The organism is Enterobacter quasimori (genome assembly GCF_018597345.1).
GTDB lineage: Bacteria > Pseudomonadota > Gammaproteobacteria > Enterobacterales > Enterobacteriaceae > Enterobacter > Enterobacter mori.
Genome location: NZ_JAHEVU010000003.1, coordinates 356,634 through 378,355, shown reverse-complemented (window position 1 = coordinate 378,355; position 21,722 = coordinate 356,634). Strand labels below are relative to the sequence as shown.

General features: G+C 57.0%; 27 protein-coding genes. 18 read left to right on the top strand and 9 right to left on the bottom strand.

The annotated features are described in order from the left end of the window. Positions 1 to 3: 3 nt before the first annotated feature. Positions 4 to 135: an acid stress response protein YqgB gene (yqgB, locus tag KK102_RS13880; protein WP_127312443.1), complete on the bottom strand. Its 132-nt coding sequence runs from the start codon at positions 133 to 135 to the stop codon at positions 4 to 6. Between the two features lie 94 nt (positions 136 to 229). Further along, on the bottom strand, positions 230 to 373 hold the full coding sequence (locus KK102_RS22415) for a hypothetical protein (protein ID WP_419716700.1): 144 nt from the start codon (positions 371 to 373) through the stop codon (positions 230 to 232). 424 nt (positions 374 to 797) lie between these two features. On the opposite strand from KK102_RS22415, the gene metK reads away from it, so the two are divergent. The 8 genes from metK (at position 798) to ruvX (ending at position 7,941) form a co-directional block, all read left to right on the top strand. Continuing rightward, positions 798 to 1,952, top strand: coding sequence for a methionine adenosyltransferase (metK, locus tag KK102_RS13865; RefSeq protein ID WP_010435443.1), 1,155 nt, complete (start codon positions 798 to 800; stop codon positions 1,950 to 1,952). A 432-nt stretch (positions 1,953 to 2,384) separates the two neighbouring features. Further along, positions 2,385 to 3,782 (top strand): galactose/proton symporter, encoded by a 1,398-nt coding sequence (galP, locus tag KK102_RS13860; protein ID WP_216357828.1) that lies wholly within the window; start codon positions 2,385 to 2,387, stop codon positions 3,780 to 3,782. Positions 3,783 to 3,840: 58 nt separating this feature from the next. Then, positions 3,841 to 4,338, top strand: a complete 498-nt coding sequence (locus tag KK102_RS13855) for a SprT family zinc-dependent metalloprotease (RefSeq protein ID WP_010435446.1) — start codon at positions 3,841 to 3,843, stop codon at positions 4,336 to 4,338. 94 nt (positions 4,339 to 4,432) lie between these two features. Further along, positions 4,433 to 5,140 (top strand): deoxyribonuclease I, encoded by a 708-nt coding sequence (gene endA, locus KK102_RS13850; protein WP_216357827.1) that lies wholly within the window; start codon positions 4,433 to 4,435, stop codon positions 5,138 to 5,140. Between the two features lie 51 nt (positions 5,141 to 5,191). Beyond that, positions 5,192 to 5,923: a 16S rRNA (uracil(1498)-N(3))-methyltransferase gene (gene rsmE / locus KK102_RS13845; RefSeq protein ID WP_216357826.1), complete on the top strand. Its 732-nt coding sequence runs from the start codon at positions 5,192 to 5,194 to the stop codon at positions 5,921 to 5,923. 19 nt (positions 5,924 to 5,942) lie between these two features. Continuing rightward, entirely contained in the window at positions 5,943 to 6,890 is a 948-nt protein-coding gene (gene gshB / locus KK102_RS13840; RefSeq protein WP_010435454.1) for a glutathione synthase, read from the top strand. 74 nt (positions 6,891 to 6,964) lie between these two features. Next, positions 6,965 to 7,525 carry a YqgE/AlgH family protein gene (locus KK102_RS13835; RefSeq protein WP_126545002.1) on the top strand — a complete coding sequence of 187 codons (561 nt, stop codon included), beginning with the start codon at positions 6,965 to 6,967 and terminating at the stop codon, positions 7,523 to 7,525. After that, positions 7,525 to 7,941, top strand: a complete 417-nt coding sequence (gene ruvX, locus KK102_RS13830) for a Holliday junction resolvase RuvX (RefSeq protein ID WP_006811925.1) — start codon at positions 7,525 to 7,527, stop codon at positions 7,939 to 7,941. The genes KK102_RS13835 and ruvX overlap by 1 nt, the downstream gene beginning before the upstream one ends. A gap of 10 nt (positions 7,942 to 7,951) precedes the next feature. Here the strand turns inward: ruvX and KK102_RS13825 are convergent, their stop codons facing one another. After that, positions 7,952 to 8,932: a type IV pilus twitching motility protein PilT gene (locus KK102_RS13825; protein ID WP_216357825.1), complete on the bottom strand. Its 981-nt coding sequence runs from the start codon at positions 8,930 to 8,932 to the stop codon at positions 7,952 to 7,954. Between the two features lie 17 nt (positions 8,933 to 8,949). Between KK102_RS13825 and KK102_RS13820 the strand changes: the two genes are divergently transcribed. The 6 genes from KK102_RS13820 to KK102_RS13795 all read left to right on the top strand — a co-directional run bounded on the left by KK102_RS13820 (position 8,950) and on the right by KK102_RS13795 (position 12,690). Continuing rightward, a complete protein-coding gene (locus KK102_RS13820) occupies positions 8,950 to 9,651 on the top strand; it encodes a YggS family pyridoxal phosphate-dependent enzyme (RefSeq protein ID WP_216357824.1) in 702 nt (233 codons plus the stop codon). Positions 9,652 to 9,672: 21 nt separating this feature from the next. Next, complete coding sequence (locus KK102_RS13815; RefSeq protein WP_010435467.1) at positions 9,673 to 10,239, top strand: YggT family protein; 567 nt, start codon at positions 9,673 to 9,675, stop codon at positions 10,237 to 10,239. Next, positions 10,236 to 10,532: a DUF167 family protein YggU gene (gene yggU / locus KK102_RS13810; protein WP_010435470.1), complete on the top strand. Its 297-nt coding sequence runs from the start codon at positions 10,236 to 10,238 to the stop codon at positions 10,530 to 10,532. Before KK102_RS13815 ends, yggU begins: the two co-directional genes overlap by 4 nt. 3 nt (positions 10,533 to 10,535) lie before the next feature. Next, positions 10,536 to 11,129 (top strand): XTP/dITP diphosphatase, encoded by a 594-nt coding sequence (locus KK102_RS13805; protein ID WP_216357823.1) that lies wholly within the window; start codon positions 10,536 to 10,538, stop codon positions 11,127 to 11,129. Continuing rightward, positions 11,122 to 12,264 (top strand): radical SAM family heme chaperone HemW, encoded by a 1,143-nt coding sequence (hemW, locus tag KK102_RS13800; protein WP_010435478.1) that lies wholly within the window; start codon positions 11,122 to 11,124, stop codon positions 12,262 to 12,264. The genes KK102_RS13805 and hemW overlap by 8 nt, the downstream gene beginning before the upstream one ends. A gap of 63 nt (positions 12,265 to 12,327) precedes the next feature. After that, complete coding sequence (locus KK102_RS13795; RefSeq protein ID WP_216357822.1) at positions 12,328 to 12,690, top strand: endonuclease domain-containing protein; 363 nt, start codon at positions 12,328 to 12,330, stop codon at positions 12,688 to 12,690. A gap of 67 nt (positions 12,691 to 12,757) precedes the next feature. Here the strand turns inward: KK102_RS13795 and KK102_RS13790 are convergent, their stop codons facing one another. Genes KK102_RS13790 through trmB form a run of 3 tightly spaced genes read right to left on the bottom strand, consistent with a single transcriptional unit; the run spans position 12,758 to position 14,577 of the window. Beyond that, complete coding sequence (locus tag KK102_RS13790; protein WP_216357821.1) at positions 12,758 to 13,474, bottom strand: YggN family protein; 717 nt, start codon at positions 13,472 to 13,474, stop codon at positions 12,758 to 12,760. Positions 13,475 to 13,531: 57 nt separating this feature from the next. After that, a complete protein-coding gene (locus tag KK102_RS13785; RefSeq protein WP_010435485.1) occupies positions 13,532 to 13,858 on the bottom strand; it encodes a YggL family protein in 327 nt (108 codons plus the stop codon). Continuing rightward, the gene (gene trmB / locus KK102_RS13780; protein ID WP_114980011.1) at positions 13,858 to 14,577 is read right to left on the bottom strand and encodes a tRNA (guanosine(46)-N7)-methyltransferase TrmB; all 720 of its coding nucleotides are present in this window, start codon (positions 14,575 to 14,577) and stop codon (positions 13,858 to 13,860) included. Before trmB ends, KK102_RS13785 begins: the two co-directional genes overlap by 1 nt. Positions 14,578 to 14,721: 144 nt before the next feature. Here trmB and mutY point away from each other — a divergent pair, with 144 nt between their 5' ends. The 4 genes from mutY (at position 14,722) to KK102_RS13760 (ending at position 18,800) form a co-directional block, all read left to right on the top strand. Beyond that, positions 14,722 to 15,774, top strand: coding sequence for an A/G-specific adenine glycosylase (gene mutY, locus KK102_RS13775; protein WP_216357820.1), 1,053 nt, complete (start codon positions 14,722 to 14,724; stop codon positions 15,772 to 15,774). 25 nt (positions 15,775 to 15,799) lie between these two features. Then, the gene (locus tag KK102_RS13770) at positions 15,800 to 16,072 is read left to right on the top strand and encodes an oxidative damage protection protein (protein ID WP_008499765.1); all 273 of its coding nucleotides are present in this window, start codon (positions 15,800 to 15,802) and stop codon (positions 16,070 to 16,072) included. A gap of 124 nt (positions 16,073 to 16,196) precedes the next feature. After that, on the top strand, positions 16,197 to 17,273 hold the full coding sequence (gene mltC / locus KK102_RS13765) for a membrane-bound lytic murein transglycosylase MltC (protein WP_216357819.1): 1,077 nt from the start codon (positions 16,197 to 16,199) through the stop codon (positions 17,271 to 17,273). Positions 17,274 to 17,543: 270 nt separating this feature from the next. Beyond that, a complete protein-coding gene (locus KK102_RS13760) occupies positions 17,544 to 18,800 on the top strand; it encodes a nucleoside permease (protein WP_126545011.1) in 1,257 nt (418 codons plus the stop codon). Positions 18,801 to 18,878: 78 nt separating this feature from the next. Here the strand turns inward: KK102_RS13760 and citG are convergent, their stop codons facing one another. The 3 genes from citG to citF are packed head-to-tail and all read right to left on the bottom strand — an operon-like array spanning position 18,879 to position 21,719. Continuing rightward, a complete protein-coding gene (gene citG / locus KK102_RS13755) occupies positions 18,879 to 19,682 on the bottom strand; it encodes a triphosphoribosyl-dephospho-CoA synthase CitG (RefSeq protein WP_126545012.1) in 804 nt (267 codons plus the stop codon). Continuing rightward, the gene (gene citX, locus KK102_RS13750; RefSeq protein ID WP_126545013.1) at positions 19,660 to 20,199 is read right to left on the bottom strand and encodes a citrate lyase holo-[acyl-carrier protein] synthase; all 540 of its coding nucleotides are present in this window, start codon (positions 20,197 to 20,199) and stop codon (positions 19,660 to 19,662) included. The genes citG and citX overlap by 23 nt, the downstream gene beginning before the upstream one ends. Then, positions 20,196 to 21,719 (bottom strand): citrate lyase subunit alpha, encoded by a 1,524-nt coding sequence (gene citF / locus KK102_RS13745; RefSeq protein ID WP_216357818.1) that lies wholly within the window; start codon positions 21,717 to 21,719, stop codon positions 20,196 to 20,198. The genes citX and citF overlap by 4 nt, the downstream gene beginning before the upstream one ends. Between the last annotated feature and the right edge of the window lie 3 nt (positions 21,720 to 21,722).

Here is a 21,722-nt window from a genome sequence, read left to right as displayed (position 1 = left end):
ACCTCAACTCTTTGTATTAAGTGTAAAACAGTTGACTACTATCGCAGCGTTATACGGCGATAACAACCCATAAACGGCTCCGTTTCCCAGCAGAGTATGCTGAAATCCAGACCGTGCGACCGGTTTCTTATTCATATCATTGTAAAACACGTATCCGAACTCTGTATGACAAGGTTCGGCGAAACCACGAGAAAACTCTTGTATTAACAAGAGCGCCCTTGTTCAGCTGTCACAGAGCGTAACCGGCCCTGGGATCCTGAGAAGCGCCGAGATGGGTATAACATCGGCAGGTTTGCAGACTAGAAATGCGGGTTGCGGGAATCAATTGCGCGCCAGAACGGCTGCGCTGAATTAGCGGAAAACGATGGTTCATTATCTCGTATCACCTCCACGGCCGCCTCTGCTGAAACGGACCACAAGCCAAAGCTAAATGTTCACTGCTTAACCCGGCTGGAAGTGGCGACACGATGAGGTCATCGAGCGCTTTTTTGTATGAGCCGCGTGCCGCGTTTTATACCGAGAAGGTGGGGAAAATGCAAAACAAAAATGCGCGGGTTGCCAGTGGCGTCAGGAAATATTTCCAGCTTTGTTTTCAACGCAGTGAGAGGTAAGTCAAAAAAAACTGGAAATCGGGTGAAGAAGTGACCTAAAATGGACGTCCAGATGTTAATCCATCTATACTGATTAACACTCAGACTGCCAGTGTCAAAAACCTGCAGGCCTTGGTAGAATACTCTCCTTTGGCTATTCCACACAGCAGTTCGAGCTAACCAAATTCCTCTTAGGTGAAATAAAACATGGCAAAACACCTGTTTACGTCCGAGTCCGTATCAGAAGGACATCCTGATAAAATTGCTGACCAAATCTCCGATGCGGTGCTGGATGCGATCCTTGCCCAGGATCCTAAAGCGCGCGTAGCCTGTGAAACCTATGTCAAAACCGGCATGGTTCTGGTCGGCGGTGAGATCACCACCAGCGCATGGGTTGATATCGAAGAGATCACCCGTAACACGGTGCGTGAGATCGGCTATGTACATTCTGATATGGGCTTTGATGCCAACTCCTGCGCGGTACTGAGCGCCATCGGCAAACAGTCCCCGGACATCAACCAGGGCGTGGACCGTGCCGATCCGCTGGAGCAGGGCGCGGGCGACCAGGGCCTGATGTTCGGCTACGCTACCAACGAAACCGACGTGCTGATGCCAGCACCGGTTACCTACGCACACCGTCTGGTGCAGCGTCAGGCTGAAGTGCGTAAAAACGGCACCCTGCCGTGGCTGCGTCCGGATGCGAAAAGCCAGGTCACCTTCCAGTATGACGACGGTAAAATCGTCGGTATTGATGCGGTCGTTCTGTCCACTCAGCATTCTGAAGATATCGATCAGAAATCGCTGCAGGAAGCCGTGATGGAAGAGATCATCAAGCCGGTTCTGCCAACCGAATGGCTGAGCTCTGCGACCAAATTCTTCATCAACCCAACCGGACGCTTCGTTATCGGCGGCCCAATGGGCGACTGCGGCCTGACCGGTCGTAAAATCATCGTGGATACCTACGGCGGCATGGCGCGTCACGGCGGCGGTGCGTTCTCCGGTAAAGACCCGTCTAAAGTTGACCGTTCTGCTGCGTACGCTGCACGTTATGTTGCGAAAAACATCGTTGCTGCTGGCCTGGCTGACCGCTGTGAGATTCAGGTTTCCTACGCAATCGGCGTGGCTGAACCGACCTCCATCATGGTGGAAACTTTCGGTACTGAGAAAGTGCCTTCAGAACAGCTGACCCTGCTGGTGCGCGAGTTCTTTGACCTGCGCCCATACGGCCTGATTCAGATGCTGGATCTGCTGCACCCAATCTACAAAGAAACCGCCGCTTACGGTCACTTTGGTCGCGAACATTTCCCATGGGAAAAAACCGACAAAGCCGCCCTGCTGCGTGAAGCTGCCGGTCTGAAGTAATCGACTGACATCGCTTTTAAAAGGCCAGCCTTCGGGCTGGCCTTTTGCATTTGTGCGATAATCATTGCCCGGCGGCGCTTCGCTTGCACGGGCCTACGGGTTTTGCGGTATTTGTAGGCCGGGTAAGGCGCAGCCGCCACCCGGCGTTATTTGGAACCGATTACACCACAGCGGATATCTGCCGCTTTCAGAATAATCTCTTTGCTTGATCGCCTTTCTTCTGCTGTTACATTTCATTTCAGTTAAGTCTGAAATTCAAACAAACGCGATGCGCATCACCTCATTTACCTCTATATTTTCAAAGCGTTAATTATTTTTACGGTTTCACATTAGTGTAACCGATTACACCAATGTGATTTGTCTCACATATTTTTACGGGTCACTCACCTACCCTTAACATCGACAAAACTGATAAATCAAATGGAGGGCATAATGCCTGACAATTATAAACAGGGGCGTACGTCCAACAAGGCGATGACATTCTTCGTCTGCTTCCTCGCCGCCCTGGCAGGATTACTTTTTGGCCTGGATATCGGCGTGATTGCCGGCGCACTTCCCTTCATCGCAGACGAGTTCCAGATTACCGCGCATACCCAGGAATGGGTGGTCAGCTCCATGATGTTTGGTGCGGCAGTCGGTGCCGTTGGCAGCGGCTGGCTCTCCTTCAAGCTCGGGCGCAAAAAGAGCCTGATGATCGGCGCGATCCTGTTCGTTGCCGGTTCACTCTTCTCTGCAGCTGCCCCTAACGTTGAAGTGCTCATTCTTTCCCGCGTTTTACTGGGCCTGGCTGTCGGCGTCGCTTCCTATACCGCACCGCTGTATCTTTCCGAAATCGCGCCGGAGAAAATCCGCGGCAGCATGATTTCCATGTACCAGCTGATGATCACCATCGGTATTCTGGGTGCTTATCTTTCCGATACCGCGTTCAGCTACAGCGGCGCATGGCGCTGGATGCTCGGCGTGATCATCATCCCGGCCATCCTGCTGCTGATTGGCGTCTTCTTCCTGCCGGACAGCCCGCGCTGGTTTGCCGCAAAACGCCGCTTCGTTGATGCTGAACGCGTGCTGCTTCGCCTGCGCGATACCAGCGCTGAGGCGAAAAACGAGCTGGAAGAAATCCGCGAAAGCCTGAAGGTGAAACAGTCCGGCTGGGCGCTGTTTAAAGAGAACAGCAACTTCCGCCGCGCGGTGTTCCTTGGCGTGCTTCTGCAGGTGATGCAACAGTTCACCGGGATGAACGTCATCATGTACTACGCGCCAAAAATCTTCGAGCTGGCGGGGTATACCAACACGACCGAGCAGATGTGGGGCACCGTTATTGTCGGCCTGACCAACGTGCTGGCGACCTTTATTGCCATTGGGCTGGTAGACCGCTGGGGGCGTAAGCCTACCCTGACGCTGGGCTTCCTGGTGATGGCCGTCGGCATGGGCGTGCTGGGCACCATGATGCACGTGGGCATTCACTCTCCAACCGCCCAGTACTTCGCGGTAGCAATGCTGCTGATGTTTATCGTCGGGTTTGCGATGAGCGCCGGTCCGCTGATTTGGGTGCTGTGCTCGGAGATCCAGCCGCTGAAAGGGCGTGATTTTGGTATCACCTGCTCTACCGCGACTAACTGGATTGCCAATATGATCGTCGGCGCAACGTTCCTGACCATGCTCAATACCCTGGGCAATGCCAACACCTTCTGGGTCTACGCCGGTCTGAACCTGTTCTTTATTGTTCTCACTATCTGGCTGGTTCCGGAAACCAAGCACGTTTCACTGGAACACATTGAACGTAACCTGATGAAAGGTCGTCCGCTGCGCGAAATCGGCGCACACGACTAATTCTCTGGCGGGAGGTGCCTCTTGCACCTCCCCGCTTCGCGCTTTATGCTCTGCCCCTATGAAAGCTCCCCGTCTCCCCATCGCCATTCAGCAAGCCGTTATGCGCAGCCTGCGGGAAAAACTCGCCCAGGCCAACCTGAAGCTCGGCCGCAACTATCCTGAACCGAAGCTGGTATATCAGCAGCGTGGCACCGCAGCAGGCACCGCCTGGCTGGAATCGTATGAGATCCGCCTGAACCCGGTGCTGATGATGGAAAACCAGCAGGCGTTTATTGAGGAAGTGGTGCCGCACGAGCTGGCGCATCTTCTGGTATGGAAGCACTTTGGCCGCGTCGCGCCGCACGGGAAAGAGTGGAAGTGGATGATGGAAGCCGTGCTCGGCGTTCCGGCTCGCCGCACGCATCAGTTCGAACTGGAATCAGTGCGCCGCAATACCTTTTCCTACCGCTGCCGGTGCCAGCAGCACCAGCTCACCGTCCGCCGTCACAACCGCGTGGTGCGCGGCGAGGCAACCTACCGCTGCGTAAAATGCGGCGAACCGCTGGTCGCCGAATAATTATCTGAACTTTCAGGAACTTTCCTGATCTGACTGATTGCATACGGGAACAACATTCGTTACGTTGCGGGCTCGTTTTGACACGGAGTGTAAGATGTCCCGTAATGTTTCTCTCGCGGTTGCCCTGCTTGCAACGGCGCTCTCCGGCCATGCTCTGGCCGACGGTATCAACAGTTTCTCACAGGCCAAAGCCGCAGGCGTGAAGGTGAACGCCGACGTGCCGGGCGATTTCTACTGCGGCTGTAAAATTAACTGGCAGGGTAAAAAAGGGGTCGTTGACCTTGATTCCTGCGGCTATAAGGTGCGTAAAAACGAAAACCGCGCCAGCCGCATCGAATGGGAACATGTCGTTCCGGCGTGGCAGTTTGGCCACCAGCGCCAGTGCTGGCAGGATGGCGGGCGTAAAAACTGTTCCAAAGATCCGGTTTATCGCCAGATGGAAAGCGATATGCACAACCTGCAACCTGCGGTTGGCGAAGTGAACGGTGACCGCGGCAACTTTATGTATAGCCAGTGGAACGGTGGCGAAGGCCAGTACGGTCAGTGCGGCATGAAGGTGGATTTCAAAGAGAAAGTCGCCGAGCCCCCTGCCCGCGCGCGCGGCAGCATCGCCCGTACCTACTTCTATATGCGTGACCGTTATAACCTCAACCTTTCACGCCAGCAGACGCAGCTGTTCAATGCCTGGAACAAGCAATACCCGGTGACCGAGTGGGAATGCCAGCGCGACGAGCGCATCGCCAACGTCCAGGGGAATCACAACCCTTACGTCCAGCGGGCTTGCCAGGCGCAAAAGAGCTAACCTACACTACGGCAATTCGCTTATATCGCATGACACATGGAATTTCTGACTATGCGCATTCCCCGCATTTACCATCCTGAACTGATTACCGCAGGCCGCGAAATCGCCCTGTCTGATGACGCCGCCAACCACGTGGGCCGCGTGCTGCGCATGGGGGCAGGTCAGGCAATACAGCTGTTCGACGGCTCGAACCAGGTTTTCGACGCGGAAATCACGCGGTCTGATAAAAAAAGCGTGCACGTTAACGTGCTGCGTGGCGAAGTGGATGACCGGGAATCGCCGCTGCACATTCATCTGGGCCAGGTGATGTCGCGCGGTGAGAAAATGGAATTCACCATTCAGAAATCCATTGAACTGGGTGTAAGCCTCATTACGCCACTTTTTTCTGAACGCTGTGGCGTTAAACTGGATGCGGAACGTCTGAACAAAAAGATCCAGCAGTGGCAGAAAATTGCCATTGCGGCGTGCGAACAGAGTGGCCGCAACCGTATTCCGGAGATCCGCCCGGCGATGGACCTGGAAGGCTGGTGTGCAGAAGAGGACAGCGGGCTGAAGCTCAATCTCCATCCGCGCGCCAGCGCCAGCATCAATACGCTGCCATTGCCCGTCGAGCGCGTACGTCTGTTGATTGGCCCCGAAGGCGGCCTGTCGGCGGACGAAATTGCGATGACGGCACGTTACCAGTTTACTGATATTCTGTTGGGACCTCGCGTTCTGCGCACTGAGACAACGGCACTCACGGCCATTACCGCGCTACAGGTACGGTTTGGCGATCTGGGTTGAAGTAATAACGGAGAAGAACATGATCAAGCTCGGCATCGTGATGGACCCCATCGCAAACATTAACATCAAGAAAGATTCCAGCTTCGCCATGCTGCTGGAAGCGCAGCGTCGCGGCTATGAACTCCACTATATGGAGATGAACGATCTTTACCTGATCAACGGTGAAGCCCGCGCGCGCACCCGCATCGTTAACGTCGAGCAGAACTACGACAAATGGTACGAATTCGGCACCGAGCAGGACATTGCCCTGGCCGACCTTAACGTGATCCTGATGCGTAAAGATCCGCCGTTCGACACCGAATACATCTACAGCACCTACATTCTTGAGCGTGCAGAAGAGAAAGGGACGCTGATCGTCAACAAGCCGCAGAGCCTGCGCGACTGTAACGAGAAGCTCTACACCGCCTGGTTCTCTGACCTGACGCCGGAAACCCTGGTGACCCGCAGCAAGGCGCAGCTGAAAGCGTTCTGGCAGAAGCACGGCGATATCATCATGAAGCCGCTGGACGGCATGGGCGGCGCGTCGATTTTCCGCGTGAAAGAGGGCGACCCGAACATTGGCGTGATTGCCGAAACCCTCACCGAGCTCGGTACGCGTTACTGCATGGCGCAGAACTACATTCCGGCGATCAAAGACGGCGATAAGCGCGTGCTGGTCGTAGATGGCGAACCTGTACCTTACTGCCTGGCGCGTATTCCTCAGGGTGGCGAAACCCGCGGTAATCTGGCCGCCGGTGGTCGCGGTGAACCCCGTCCGCTGACCGAGAGCGACTGGGAAATTGCCCGCCGCGTCGGCCCGACGCTGAAGGCCAAAGGCCTGATCTTCGTTGGGCTGGATATCATCGGCGATCGCCTGACCGAAGTGAACGTCACCAGCCCGACCTGCATCCGTGAAATCGAAGCGGAGTTCCCGATCTCGATCACCGGAATGCTGATGGACGCTATCGAAAAACGTTTACAGAAATAATCTGTGACAGCGCCCAGGTTTATCCCCATACTGGGCGCTGTCGCTTTTTAAACCAGGAAACAGTACCTCTGACAATGAATTTACAGCATCACTTTCTTATTGCCATGCCTGCTCTCCAGGATCCGATTTTCCGCCGCGCCGTGGTTTATATTTGCGAATACAACGAAGACGGTGCGATGGGGATTATCATCAACAAGCCGCTGGAAAACCTGCAGGTTGAAGGAATTCTGGACAAGCTGAAAATCACCGCTGAAGCGCGTCTCCCGGAGATCCGTCTCGATAAACCGGTGATGCTGGGTGGCCCGCTCGCGGAAGATCGTGGTTTTATCCTGCATACGCCGCCGATCTTCTCTTCCAGTATTCGTATCTCCGACAACACCGTTGTCACGACCTCTCGCGACGTGCTTGAAACGCTGGGCACTGCCGAGCAACCTTCCGAAGTGCTTGTCGCGCTGGGCTACTCCTCGTGGGAGAAAGGCCAGCTTGAACAAGAGATACTGGATAACGCGTGGCTGACCGCACCTGCCGATATGAACATCCTGTTTAAAACGCCTATCGCCGATCGCTGGCGTGACGCGGCGAAACTGATTGGCATCGATATTCTGACCATGCCAGGCGTAGCGGGGCACGCGTAATGAGCGGAACGCTTCTGGCCTTCGATTTTGGTACCAAAAGCATCGGCGTCGCCGTTGGTCAGCGCATCACAGGCACGGCGCGCCCTTTGACGGCACTCAAGGCCAACGACGGCACGCCGGACTGGAACCTCATCGAGCGCCTGCTCAAAGAGTGGCAGCCGGACGACGTGATTGTGGGCTTGCCGCTGAACATGGACGGCACCGAACAGCCGCTCACCGCCCGCGCGCGTAAGTTCGCCAACAAAATTCATGGCCGCTTTGGCGTGTCGGTAAAGCTCCACGATGAACGTCTGAGTACCGTCGAAGCGCGCGCAGGCCTGTTTGAGCACGGGGGTTTCCGGGCGCTGAACAAAGGCAGCGTCGACTCCGCCTCAGCCGTCATCATTCTCGAAAGCTATTTCGAACAAGGTTACTGAGCGCCGGGGCCTACAGCCGCCCCTGCGCCCGCCTTTCCGCGAGACTCTGCTCAAAGTTCTGCATTCCCGCCTGCTGACCGGTTTGTATGATGCCGGGTAATTGCCACGTTTTCCCTTCGCGGATGAGATTCGCCGCCGCCGAGGTGTTCACCAGCAGTTCATAAAGCGCCACGCGTCCGCCCTGCACGTCCTGGAGCAGTTTTTGCGCCAGTACAGCGCGAAGGCTACCTGCCAGCTGGTTACGCACCGGATCTTTCTCCTGCGCCGGGAAGGTATCCACCAGCCGTTCAATCGCCTGCGAAGCGCCGCGCGTATGCAGCGTCGCCAGCACCAGGTGCCCAGTTTCGGCCGCCGTCAGCGCCAGGCGGATAGTCTCGCTATCGCGCAGTTCCCCCAGCAGAATAACGTCCGGATCTTCACGCAGCGCACTGCGCAGCGCCTCGGCAAAGGAGAGACTGTACTGACCCATCTCCCGCTGCTGTATCAGGCAGCGTTCACTCTGGTACATAAACTCCACCGGATCTTCGAGCGTCAGTATGTGGCCGTCAGTGTGATGGTTGAGAAAATCCACCATCGCCGCAAGCGTCGTGGATTTTCCGCTACCGGTCGCACCCGTCACCAGAATCAACCCGCTTTCGCTGGAGAGCAGTTCCGGGATAGCCCTGGGCACACCCAGTGCAGAAAGCTGCGGGCACGCGAGCGGCAACAGGCGCAAGGCGATCGACACCCCCTTCATATGCGTAAACGCACTGCCGCGAAGACGCTGATTGCCTGTGAGCGTGACGGCAAAGTCTACCTGTCCGTTTGCCCACCACGCGCCCTGCTGTTCATCGTTGAGCCAGGTTTTTAACAGCGCCTCAACGTCCGGGGCCGGAAACGGGGCCGGTTCAAGGCGGCCTAATCTGCGCCAGCGCGGCGGTGAATCACTGCACAGGTGTAGATCGGAGACGTTATGCTTTACACTAAGGGCCACAATTTCTTCCACATCCATAGACTACTCCTCGGAAAATGAACGACATTGCGCATAACCTGGCACAGGTCCGGGACAAAATCTCAGCCGCTGCAACGCGTTGCGGCCGTGCTTCAGAAGAAATTACCCTGCTTGCAGTCAGCAAAACTAAGCCTGCGAGCGCCATCGCAGAAGCGATAGCGGCAGGCCACCGGGCGTTTGGCGAAAACTACGTGCAGGAAGGCGTGGATAAAATTCGCACCTTCCAGGAGCAGGGGAATTCGGATCTGCAGTGGCACTTTATCGGCCCGCTGCAGTCGAACAAAAGCCGTCTGGTGGCAGAGCATTTTGACTGGTGCCATACCGTTGACCGACTGCGCATTGCTACCCGTCTGAACGACCAGCGGCCCGCAGAGATGCCCGCGCTTAACGTGCTGATTCAAATCAATATCAGCGACGAAAACAGCAAGTCCGGCATTGCGCTGAGCGAGCTGGATGCACTGGCAGAAGAAATCGCCGCCCTGCCGCGTTTAACCCTGCGCGGGCTGATGGCCATTCCGGCGCCTGAGTCAAGTTATGAAAGGCAGTTTGCCGTGGCACAGCAAATGGCTGTAGCATTTGAGGCGCTTAAAGCGCGCTATGAAACGGTAGACACGCTTTCGCTGGGCATGTCGGATGATATGGAAGCCGCCATCGCGGCAGGCAGCACTATGGTGCGCATCGGCACGGCAATTTTCGGTGCGCGCGACTACTCAAAATAATAAGGAAACCTGAGGAACGCCATGAAGACGTTGACTTTCCTGCTCTCAACGGTGCTTGAGCTGTATACGATGGCGCTTTTACTGCGCGTCTGGATGCAGTGGGCCCGCTGTGATTTTTACAATCCGTTTTCCCAGTTTGTCGTGAAAATCACGCAACCTGTTGTCGGGCCGCTGCGCCGTATTATTCCGGCGATGGGTCCCATCGACAGTTCGTCTCTGCTGGTGGCGTTTATTTTGAGCGTTATCAAAGCGATCGTGCTGTTTATGGTCATCACTTTCCAGCCGATTATCTGGATTGCTGCGGTCCTGATTCTGGTCAAAACCGTCGGGTTGCTGATCTTCTGGGTGCTGCTGGTGATGGCGATAATGAGCTGGGTAAGCCAGGGCCGTAGTCCGGTTGAATATGCGCTGATCCAACTGGCCGAACCGCTGCTGCGTCCTATTCGCAACCTGCTGCCTTCGATGGGCGGTATTGATTTCTCGCCGATGATCCTGGTACTGCTGCTGTATGTGGTCAACATGGGTATCGCCGAGCTGTTACAGTCCACGGGCAACATGCTGCTGCCGGGGCTGTGGATGGCGCTATGAGTGCCGTAAGCACCTGCGCTGACGGGCTGGTTTTGCGGCTGTATATTCAGCCGAAAGCCAGCCGTGACAGTATTGTTGGGCTTCATGGCGACGAGTTGAAAGTCGCCATCACCGCCCCGCCGGTTGACGGCCAGGCGAACGCGCATCTGACCAAATATCTGGCAAAACAGTTTCGCGTCGCCAAAAGCCAGGTCATCATTGAAAAAGGTGAACTTGGGCGGCATAAACAGGTAAAAATCCTCAATCCGCAAGTAATCCCGACGGAAGTCGCGGCTCTGACAGAACAGGACTAAACCATGCAGAAAGTTGTTCTCGCGACCGGTAACGCCGGTAAAGTGCGCGAGCTGGCCTCGCTATTAAATGATTTTGGGCTGAACGTGGTCGCCCAGACCGAGCTTGGCGTCGAGTCCGCCGAAGAGACGGGCCTGACGTTTATCGAAAACGCGATCCTGAAAGCGCGCCACGCCGCGCAGATTACGGGCCTGCCCGCGATTGCCGACGACTCAGGCCTGGCCGTGGATTTTCTCGGCGGTGCGCCGGGGATTTACTCTGCACGCTATTCCGGCGTAGACGCTACCGACCAGCAGAATCTCGAAAAGCTGCTTGTCGCCCTGAAGGACGTACCGGACGAACAGCGCACCGCGCAGTTCCACTGCGTGCTGGTTTATCTGCGTCATGCGGAAGACCCGACGCCTATCGTCTGCCACGGCAGCTGGCCGGGGGTGATTACCCGTGAAGCAGCGGGCAACGGCGGCTTTGGCTACGACCCGATCTTCTTTGTCCCGACCGAGGGCAAAACCGCCGCGGAACTGACCCGCGAAGAGAAAAGCGCGATATCCCACCGTGGACGCGCGCTGAAACTGTTACTGGAAGCACTGCGTAATGGCTAATTTGCCGCCTCTGAGTCTGTATATTCACATCCCGTGGTGCGTGCAGAAATGCCCGTACTGCGATTTCAACTCGCACGCGCTGAAGGGCGAAGTGCCGCACGATGACTACGTTGCGCATCTGCTGGCCGACCTGGACGCCGATGTCGCTTACGCACAGGGACGTGAAGTTAAGACCATTTTCATTGGCGGCGGTACGCCGAGCCTGCTGTCCGGCCCGGCGATGCAGACGCTGCTGGACGGCGTGCGCGCGCGTCTGAACCTGGCAGCGGATGCTGAAATTACGATGGAAGCCAACCCCGGCACCGTTGAGGCCGACCGTTTTGTCGACTATCAGCGTGCGGGCGTAAACCGCATCTCCATCGGCGTGCAGAGCTTTAGCGAGCCGAAACTGAAACGTCTGGGCCGCATTCACGGCCCGGAAGAGGCGAAGCGCGCGGCGAACCTGGCGACCGGGCTTAATCTTCGCAGCTTTAACCTGGATTTGATGCACGGCCTGCCGGATCAGTCGCTGGAAGAGGCGCTGGACGACCTGCGCCAGGCGATCGAACTGAACCCGCCGCATCTGTCGTGGTATCAGCTCACCATCGAGCCCAACACCCTGTTTGGCTCGCGCCCGCCGGTGCTGCCGGATGACGACGCGCTGTGGGATATCTTCGAGCAGGGCCACAGGCTTCTGACCGCTGCGGGCTATCAGCAGTATGAAACCTCCGCCTACGCGAAGCCGGGCTATCAATGTCAGCACAACCTGAACTACTGGCGCTTTGGCGACTATCTGGGGATTGGCTGCGGCGCGCACGGCAAGGTGACCTTCCCGGACGGGCGCATACTGCGCACCGCTAAGACCCGACACCCGCGTGGATATATGGAAGGCCGCTATCTGGAGCGTCAGCACGACGTCGAGGCGGCGGATAAGCCGTTTGAGTTCTTCATGAACCGCTTCCGTCTGCTGGAAGCCGCGCCGCGCGCGGAGTTTGCGCTGTACACCGGGCTGCCGGAATCGGTGATTCGCCCGCAGATCGACGAGGCGCTGGCCCAGGGGTATCTGACCGAGTGTGATGCGTTCTGGCAGATCACCGAGCACGGCAAATTGTTCTTAAACTCCCTTCTTGAGCTGTTCCTCACCGAAGATTCCTGAAGGCTGATTCAGGATTTTGCATCCCGTTCTGCCGGCTGAGGGAAAGGCTGGCAGAGTGTGGGGATGGAAATTATTCGTTCATACGCAAAGCAGCTCAGACGCGAGCTCACACAGGAAGAAAGACGGCTGTGGTATTTATTACGCAGCCGTCGCTTCGAAAATTATAAATTTCGTCGACAGCATCCGGTAGGTAACTACGTACTGGATTTCGCCTGCTGCGAAGCACGTCTGGCCGTTGAGCTGGATGGCGGGCAACATGATGAAAAGCAGGAATACGATCGTCAAAGAACGTGCTGGCTTAACAAGAAAGGTTGGCATGTCATTCGATTTTGGAATAACGAACTCTGGGATAACGAAGAGGCGGTGTTAGAAAAGATCCTTGAGACACTACAAATGCTGCAACCCTCACCCCGGCCCTCTCCCTGAAAGGGAGAGGGAGCAAACCATCCCCTCGCCCCTTTGGGGAGAGGGTTAGGGTGAGGGGTGAAATTAATTACTTCAGCGTCCCCACCAGCGCCTTGCGGCTATCCTCCAGCGACACCACGCGTTTACACACGTCTTTGCCAAACTGCTGGAAATCATCTTCCTGGTTTTTCCACTCGTTCTGAATCGAGGTCTGCAAGCCGCCAAGGCTACCCAGCACGCCCTGCAGCGGGTTACCGCCGCCTTTCAGCACGGCTTTCGCCCCCATCTCGTTGATGCTGTCCTGCAGGATGCCGCCCATCGCCTGATTCACCAGCTGCTGCCCGTCAGCACGGACCTGATCAATCGCCTTGTAGTGGAACGTCAGACCATCGGTACGATTCTCGATAATCCGGTTCATCTGTTCTTTAAGCTGCTTGTCCAGCTTGGTCAGACGGGTGCGCATATTGCTGCTCTCACCCACCTCTTTGGTGATGATCTTATCCAGCGCGACGCGGCTTTTCTCAACGCGGGTCAGCGCGCCGTCGTTAATCCACGGCAGTGCGGTACGCAGCTCGGCCTGGTAATCCTTCGCCTGCTCGCGCTGGGCGGCAGTCAGGTTTTGCGGCTTGCCGTTAAACGTTACGCTGCCATCCGGCGTAATCACCAGATTGCCGTTCTCGCCTTTGACCTGCACGGTTTGCGGGCTTAATACCACGTCGTCACGCGGGGTGACGCTACATTTATACTCCGCATGGGCGGTGGATCCGATTGCCAGTAAAGCAACCGCCAGCAACGTTTTACGCATCTTTGACACTCCCTCAGACAAAATGGGCCAGCTAATGCTGGCCCTGTACTTGCTTTATTAGTCCCACCAAACGTCGAAAAGTTCGCTGATGCGGACATCTTCCAGTTTGTGGTCTTCAAGCCATTTGCGTACCAGCGCCTGATGTTCTTCGGTGCATTTACCGACTTCCTGGGTGCAGATCAGACCTTCCCACGCCAGATAGCCGCTACCGTCGAAGGCCAGCTTGTTTGGCTCGATCACATCATTGATGAACGCGTCAACGTCCTGATCGATCTGCTCAACGCTGGTGCCTTCCGGGAAACGCCAGGCAACAGAGAAGCCCACTTCCTGGAATTCTTCGATGTGCATCTTTTTACGCAGACGACGGCTACGATTCTTTGCCATTATTTCACCCTCTCGAACATTAAGTCCCATACACCGTGACCAAGACGATGGCCACGCTGTTCAAATTTTGTCACCGGACGTGAATCCGGGCGCGGTACATAGTCGTTGCTTTCAGACTGGTTTTTATAGCCGTCCAGCGAGGACATTACTTCCAGCATATGTTCCGCATAAGGTTCCCAGTCGGTCGCCATGTGGAAGACGCCGCCCAGTTTTAACTTACTTTTCAGCAGCTCGGCAAACGGTGCCTGAACGATACGGCGTTTATTATGACGCGCTTTGTGCCACGGGTCAGGGAAAAAGAGCTGAACCATGTTCAAAGAATTGTCAGGAATCATTTTGTGCAGCACTTCCACCGCGTCGTGACACATGACGCGCAGGTTCTCAACGCCCTCTTCATGGGCCGTTGCCAGGCATGCACCGACGCCCGGCGAGTGCACTTCGATACCGAGGAAGTTCTGCTCCGGGCGGGCTTTTGCCATGGTCACCAGCGAGGTGCCCATCCCAAAACCGATCTCCAGCGTCACAGGTGCTTCTCGGCCAAACAGTTCGGCGAAGTCGACAGGCTGTTCAGTGAACTCAACGCCCATCACCGGCCAGTAGTTATCCAGCGCGTGTTGCTGCCCTTTTGTCAGGCGGCCCTGACGGCGGACAAAGCTGCGAATACGGCGCAGCGGGCGACCGTTTTCATCAAATTCCGGTGAAATGACGTCGTTTTTCATAAAAGAGTTGTCTGCTTGTGAGAGTGTTTGGGAAACGGGCATTATCCAAAGTTAAGGCTTCTATGCAAGCATGGGAAAGATCCGGTTTACAGCAGATTGACGCTGTGCTGCAATCTGCGTCCCTGATTATGCGAATCGATGACCATGCAAGCCTCTCAATTTTCAGCCCAGGTGCTGGACTGGTACGACAACTACGGGCGTAAAACCCTGCCCTGGCAAATTGAAAAAACGCCTTACAAAGTATGGCTCTCCGAGGTGATGTTGCAACAAACGCAGGTCGCCACGGTCATTCCTTACTTCGAGCGTTTTATGGCGCGCTTCCCGACGGTCACCGATCTGGCAAACGCGCCATTAGACGAAGTGCTGCACCTGTGGACAGGCCTGGGCTATTACGCCCGCGCGCGTAATCTTCACAAGGCCGCGCAGCAGGTCGCGACGCGCCACAACGGGAAATTCCCGGAAACCTTCGATGAGGTGGCCGATCTCCCCGGCGTCGGGCGCTCCACCGCAGGCGCGATTCTTTCCCTTTCATTAGGCAAGCATTTCCCGATCCTCGACGGCAACGTAAAGCGCGTGCTGGCACGCTGCTACGCCGTCGACGGCTGGCCGGGCAAGAAGGATGTTGAAAAACGTCTTTGGGAAATCAGTGAAGCGGTCACCCCGGCCAACGGCGTCGAGCGCTTCAACCAGGCGATGATGGATCTCGGCGCGATGGTCTGCACGCGCTCAAAACCAAAATGCGAACTCTGCCCGGTGAATACTCTCTGCGTGGCGTATGCCAACCATTCGTGGGCGCAGTATCCCGGCAAGAAACCCAAACAGACGCTGCCGGAGCGCACCGGCTATATGCTGCTGATGCAGCACGGCGATGAGGTGTTCCTTGCCCAGCGTCCGCCGAGCGGCCTGTGGGGCGGTCTATACTGCTTCCCACAGTTTGAAGATGAAGATTTGCTGCGTGAATGGCTTAAACAGCGCGGGATAGCTGCCGATAACCTGACGCAGCTAACCGCGTTTCGCCATACCTTCAGCCATTTCCATCTGGATATTGTGCCGATGTGGCTTCCCGTGTCCTCCTTCGCCTCGTGCATGGATGAAGGCACCGCTCTCTGGTATAACTTAGCGCAACCGCCTTCAGTCGGGCTGGCGGCTCCCGTGGAGCGCCTGTTACAACAATTACGTGCCGGTGCAATGGTTTAGCATCGGTCAAAAAAGAGGAATGAGTATGGCCAGAACGATTTTTTGTACTTTCCTGCAGCGTGACGCTGAAGGCCAGGATTTCCAGCTTTATCCGGGCGAGCTGGGTAAACGCATCTACAATGAAATCTCCAAAGAAGCCTGGGGACAGTGGCAGAAAAAGCAGACCATGCTGATCAACGAGAAAAAACTCAGCATGATGAACCCGGAGCACCGCAAGCTTCTGGAGCAGGAGATGGTGAGCTTCCTGTTCGAAGGTAAAGACGTACACATCGAAGGCTATACGCCGCCGGAAAAATAATATCGAGCGGCTGTTGCCGGGTGGCGCTGCGCTTACCCGGCCTACAAAACCGTAGGCCCGTGCAAGCGTAGCGCCGCCGGGCAACAGCAACGACTAAGCAAACACAACACGCACTCCCGGAATGATGAAAAAACTTTTAGCGCTAGCTCTTGTTGCGCCGTTGCTTGTCTCGTGTTCTTCCAAAAAAGGCGATGATTACAACGAAGCCTGGGTTAAGGACACCAACGGTTTTGACATTTTGATGGGGCAGTTTGCCCATAACATCGAAAACATATGGGGATTTAACGAAGTTCTTATCGCCGGACCTAAGGACTACGTTAAGTACACCGACGCCTATCAGACCCGAAGCCACATCAACTTTGATGACGGTACGATCACGGTTGAAACCATCGCAGGCACTGACCCTGCAGCGCGCCTGCGTCAGGCGATTATCAAAACCCTGCTGATGGGTGACGATCCTGGCTCTATCGATCTCTACTCCGATGCCGACGATATCACCATCTCGAAAGAGCCGTTCCTGTACGGTCAGGTCGTCGATCAGACCGGTCAGCCGATCCGCTGGGAAGGTCGCGCGACGAAATTTGCCGACTACCTGCTGCAAACGCGCCTGAAAAGCCGCTCTAACGGCCTGAAGATCATCTACAGCATCACCATCAACCTGGTGCCGAACCACCTCGACAAGCGTGCGCATAAGTACCTGGGCATGGTGCGTCAGGCGTCGCGTAAGTACGGCGTGGATGAGTCGCTGATCCTGGCGATAATGCAGACCGAATCCTCGTTTAACCCGTACGCGGTAAGCCGTTCCGATGCCCTGGGGCTAATGCAGGTGGTACAGCACAGCGCCGGGAAAGACGTGTTCCGTTCGCAGGGTAAATCCGGCACGCCGAGCCGCAGCTATCTGTTCGATCCGCAGAGCAACATCGATACCGGCACCGCCTATCTGGCGATGCTGAATAATGTGTACCTGGGCGGAATTGATAACCCAACGTCGCGCCGCTATGCGGTGATCACGGCCTATAATGGCGGTGCGGGCAGCGTGCTGCGCGTCTTCTCCAGCGATAAGGTGCAGGCCGCGAACATCATCAACAGCATGGCGCCGGGGGATGTCTACTCAACCCTCACCACCCGCCACCCGTCTGCGGAATCCCGCCGCTATCTGTATAAGGTGAATACGGCGCAGAAGAATTATCGTCGCCGCTAAAAAACTACCCCTCACCCTGCCCTCTCCCAGAGGGAGAGGGTATTCAAGTTCCCTCTCCCCGTGGGAGAGGGTTAGGGCATCAGGCCGCACTCACCCCATCCATACGAAAATGTTATTTGCATCACAATCCAAACTGCAAATTAATGTGGATTGCATTTTTTTGCGGGAGGTAACAAAACATATCGTTGCCAACTGATAGAATTGCATCAAATAACAACCCTGAATGTTCCCAAAACAACATATCTCCCGCTCACTTGTGAGGAAAGTAACATGAACCTTAAGCTGCAGCTTAAAATCTTGTCGTTTCTGCAGTTCTGCCTGTGGGGTAGCTGGCTGACTACACTCGGCTCCTATATGTTTGTGACGCTCAAGTTCGACGGTGCGTCAATCGGTGCCGTATACAGCTCGCTCGGTATTGCGGCTGTCTTCATGCCAACGCTGCTCGGTATCGTGGCGGATAAATGGTTAAGTGCGAAATGGCTGTACATGCTTTGCCACCTGGTGGGTGCGGGGACGCTGTTTATGGCGGCCGAAGTGACCACGCCGGGGGCGATGTTCATGGTGATCCTGCTTAACTCGCTGGCCTATATGCCAACGCTTGGCCTGATCAACACCATCTCCTACCACCGCATCAAATCTGCGGGCATGGACATCGTGACCGACTTCCCGCCTATCCGCATCTGGGGCACCATCGGCTTTATCATGGCGATGTGGGGCGTGAGCTTCGCGGGCTTCGAGCTGAGCCATATGCAGCTCTATATCGGTGCCGCGCTCTCCGTAGTGCTGGCCCTGTTCACCCTGACGCTGCCGCACATCCCGGTGTCTAACCAGCAGAAAAACCAGAGCTGGAGCGCCATGCTCGGCCTGGACGCGTTCGCGCTGTTCAAAAACAGACGCATGGCGATCTTCTTTATCTTCTCCATGCTGCTGGGCGCAGAGCTGCAGATCACCAACATGTTCGGCAACACCTTCCTGCACAGTTTCGATAACAACCCGCTGTTTGCCGGAAGCTTTATCGTCGAGCACGCGTCGGTGATGATGTCCATCTCACAGATCTCTGAGACGCTGTTCATCCTGACCATCCCGTTCTTCCTGAGCCGCTACGGCATCAAAAACGTCATGTTGATCAGTATCGCCGCGTGGATGCTGCGCTTCGGCCTGTTCGCCTACGGTGACCCGAGCGCGTTCGGCACCGTGCTGCTGGTGCTGTCGATGATCGTTTACGGCTGCGCCTTCGACTTCTTCAACATCTCCGGTTCGGTGTTCGTGGAAAAAGAGGTGAAGCCTGAAATCCGCGCCAGCGCGCAGGGCATGTTCCTGATGATGACCAACGGCTTCGGCTGTATTCTGGGCGGCGTGGTGAGCGGTAAAGTGGTTGAGATGTACACCACCAACGGCATCACCGACTGGCAGCCCGTGTGGCTGATCTTCGCCGGGTACTCGCTGGTGCTGTTCTTCGCGTTTATCGCGCTGTTCAAGTACAAGCACGTGCGCGAACCGCACGGTGCGCAGCCGATCGCGCATTGATTGTTGTGCCCGGTGGCGCTGCGCTTACCGGGCCTACAAAACCAGACCGTAGGCCGGGTAAGCGTTAGCGCCACCCGGCTATTTTATTGCAGAGAGCACCCACCCCACCGACAGCAAATCCGCGCTGCCGCCCGGGCTCAGATTGCGTTCAATCAATGCCTTATCCATCTTTAGCAACGCCTCGCGGTCCCAGCCGTTAGCCAGCAGTTCCCGCGCGTAGCCCTGAACGTAGCGCAGCCCTTCCATGCCGCCGCGCGACACGATATTGCTGTCCTGATTAACCGCCATCAGGCGCAACAGCAGGCCGTGAAGCGACTGTCCGTTCCACGAATCCAAAGCCTTACGCACCGTCGCGAAGCCGCTTTCCGCCTCGCCGCGCGCGCCGGTTAAGCCGTACTGCTGAAACTGCCGCTCGCCCGCCGTCGCCCGTCCGCTGCGTGCGGCCAGCTCCCGCGACACCAGCCCGCGGCAGATGTTACTCACCTCACAGCAGAGGCTGTCTGCGGAGATATTTTTCACACGCCCGGCGGCGAAGCACAGTAAACCCAGGGCAAAAATCCCGCCCTTGTGCGTGTTCACTCCATTCGTCGCGACGTACATCGCCTGCTCGCAGGCTATCCCCATCGGGCGAATAATCCTTAACTGTTCGGCAGCAGGTTTATCCGCATGCGCGCTACCCAGCTCGGCAAAGCGCGAAAACCATGGCGTAATGGCCGCAATGCTGCGGACGAACAGCGCGTGGTCCATGTCGCGATGGGAACCGTTATTGAGCGTGTCCACCAGCCCCGGCTTGGGCGTCAGCTCCAGCTCCTGCCACAGCGCCGCTTCGGCAAGCGCGGGCACGTCAACCGGGCGCGGTTTAGTCGCGAGCAAACCAGTCATCGATCGTCTTCTCCACGCGGGAAACCACCTGCTCAACGGGATGCTTTCGCGAACGGGAACAGGCGTGAGCGGGCTCGTCGCAGATCAGGCAGCGTCTGAGATTCGCCCCCAGCGACTGACGCCCGACGTGGCCGTGCTGAGGGCAGATCACGTCCAGATCCCACAGCCTGCCGAGCGGGTGCGTCTGCTCCAGATCCGCACAGTGCGCTTTGATTTCCGCCGCCGGATGGGACACGCACCAGATAGCTTCTGGCCCGGTCGGGAGCCACAGCACCTGGCGGTCCAGCACCTGCCAGCGGTTCTCCCACAGCAGCTGGTCGCACATCTGCAGCGCCACGCCCATGGTATTGCGATAGCGCAGGCTGTCTTTAATTTCTCCCGGCGTAACCAGCGTGAGGGAAATCACCGGCTGTTGATAGTGCTCAAGCATGTCAGCCTGACGCGCCGCGCGGCGATCTTTCGCCGCCAGCAGTTCGTCCAGGCTGACACCCGCCCGCACGGGTGTCGCTGAAATCATACTGACTCCTTCACCTGTCGAACGGTGTCGATCACGCTGCCGTCGCGATAGCGGATCACCCCGACGATTTTGTCGGTAAATTCAATCGGTTTTGGTACGCCGGTCAGGGAAATTGCCCGCTCGTAAAGCGCGCTGATATCCACAACGTTGAGCCCGGCTTCCAGCAGCCGCTCGCGGATCTCCGGACGCGCCGGATTGACCGCAATGCCGTGGTCGGTGACCAGCACGTCAATGCTTTCGCCCGGCGTGAGGCGCGTGGTGACGCGCTTCACGACCGTCGGAATACGGCTGCGCAGCAGCGGCGCGACCACGATGGTCAGGTTCGCCGCGGCGGCCACGTCGCAGTGCCCGCCGGACGCGCCGCGCATCACGCCGTCGGAGCCGGTGATGACGTTGACGTTGAAATCGACGTCGATTTCCAGCGCGCTGAGGATCACCACGTCGAGCTGGTCGCAGCTTGCCGCCTTGCTGCCGGGGTTGGCGTAAACGTTGGTGGAGATCTCCACGTGGTTCGGGTTGCACGCCAGCGAGGCCGCCGCCTGACCGTCAAAGCACTGCGTATCGAGCAGCTTTTCTATCAGCCCCTTCTCGTGCAGATCCACCAGGCTGCCGGTGATGCCGCCGAGCGCAAAGCGCGCCTTCACGCCGCTGCGCTCCATCTTCTCTTCCATAAAGCGGGTGCAGGCCGTGGCCGCCGCGCCGGAGCCGGTCTGCATCGAGAAGCCCGGTTTGAAGTAGCCGGAGTGTTCAATGACGTCCGCGGCATAGCGGGCGATCATCAGCTCGCGCGGATTACTGGTGACGCGCGCCGCGCCGACGCTGATTTTCGCCGGGTCGCCCACGCTTTCAACCTGCACGATGTAGTCCACCTGGTCCTGCACCAGGCTGGCGGGCATATTGGGGAACGGCACCAGCTCTTCAGTCAACAGCACCACCTTGCGGGCAAAGTGGGCGTCCACCATGGCGTAGCCCAGCGAGCCGCAGCAGGATTTACCGTGCGTCCCGTTGGCATTGCCAAACTCATCGCTGCACGGCACGCCGAGAAACGCCACGTCGATATTCAGCTCGCCGTCCTGGAGCAGCTTCACGCGCCCGCCGTGGGAGTGAATTTGCACCGGCTCCTCCATCAGCCCGTGGGAGATGGCGTCCGCCAGCCTGCCGCGCATCCCCGAGGTGTAAATCCGGGTGATGACGCCGCTTTCAATATGCTCGATCAGCGCATCGTTGCAGGTCATCAGCGAGCTGGAGGCCAGCGTCAGGTTTTTAAAACCCATCCGCGCCAGCAGCGCCACGACGGTGTTGATCACCCGGTCGCCTTCGCGAAACGCATGGTGGAAGGAGATGGTCATCCCGTCCTGCAGGCCGCAGCGCTTAACCGCCTCTTCAACAGAGGCGCAGAGCTTGCGGCTGTGCTTCGCGTCGCTGTCCGCCAGCCACGGCGTGGCGCTGTGGGCGGTATCGAAGGGTTTTAAGTCCCGCAGATGGGGGAAATTCACGTGAAGAAGTTCTGTCTGATTCATCAT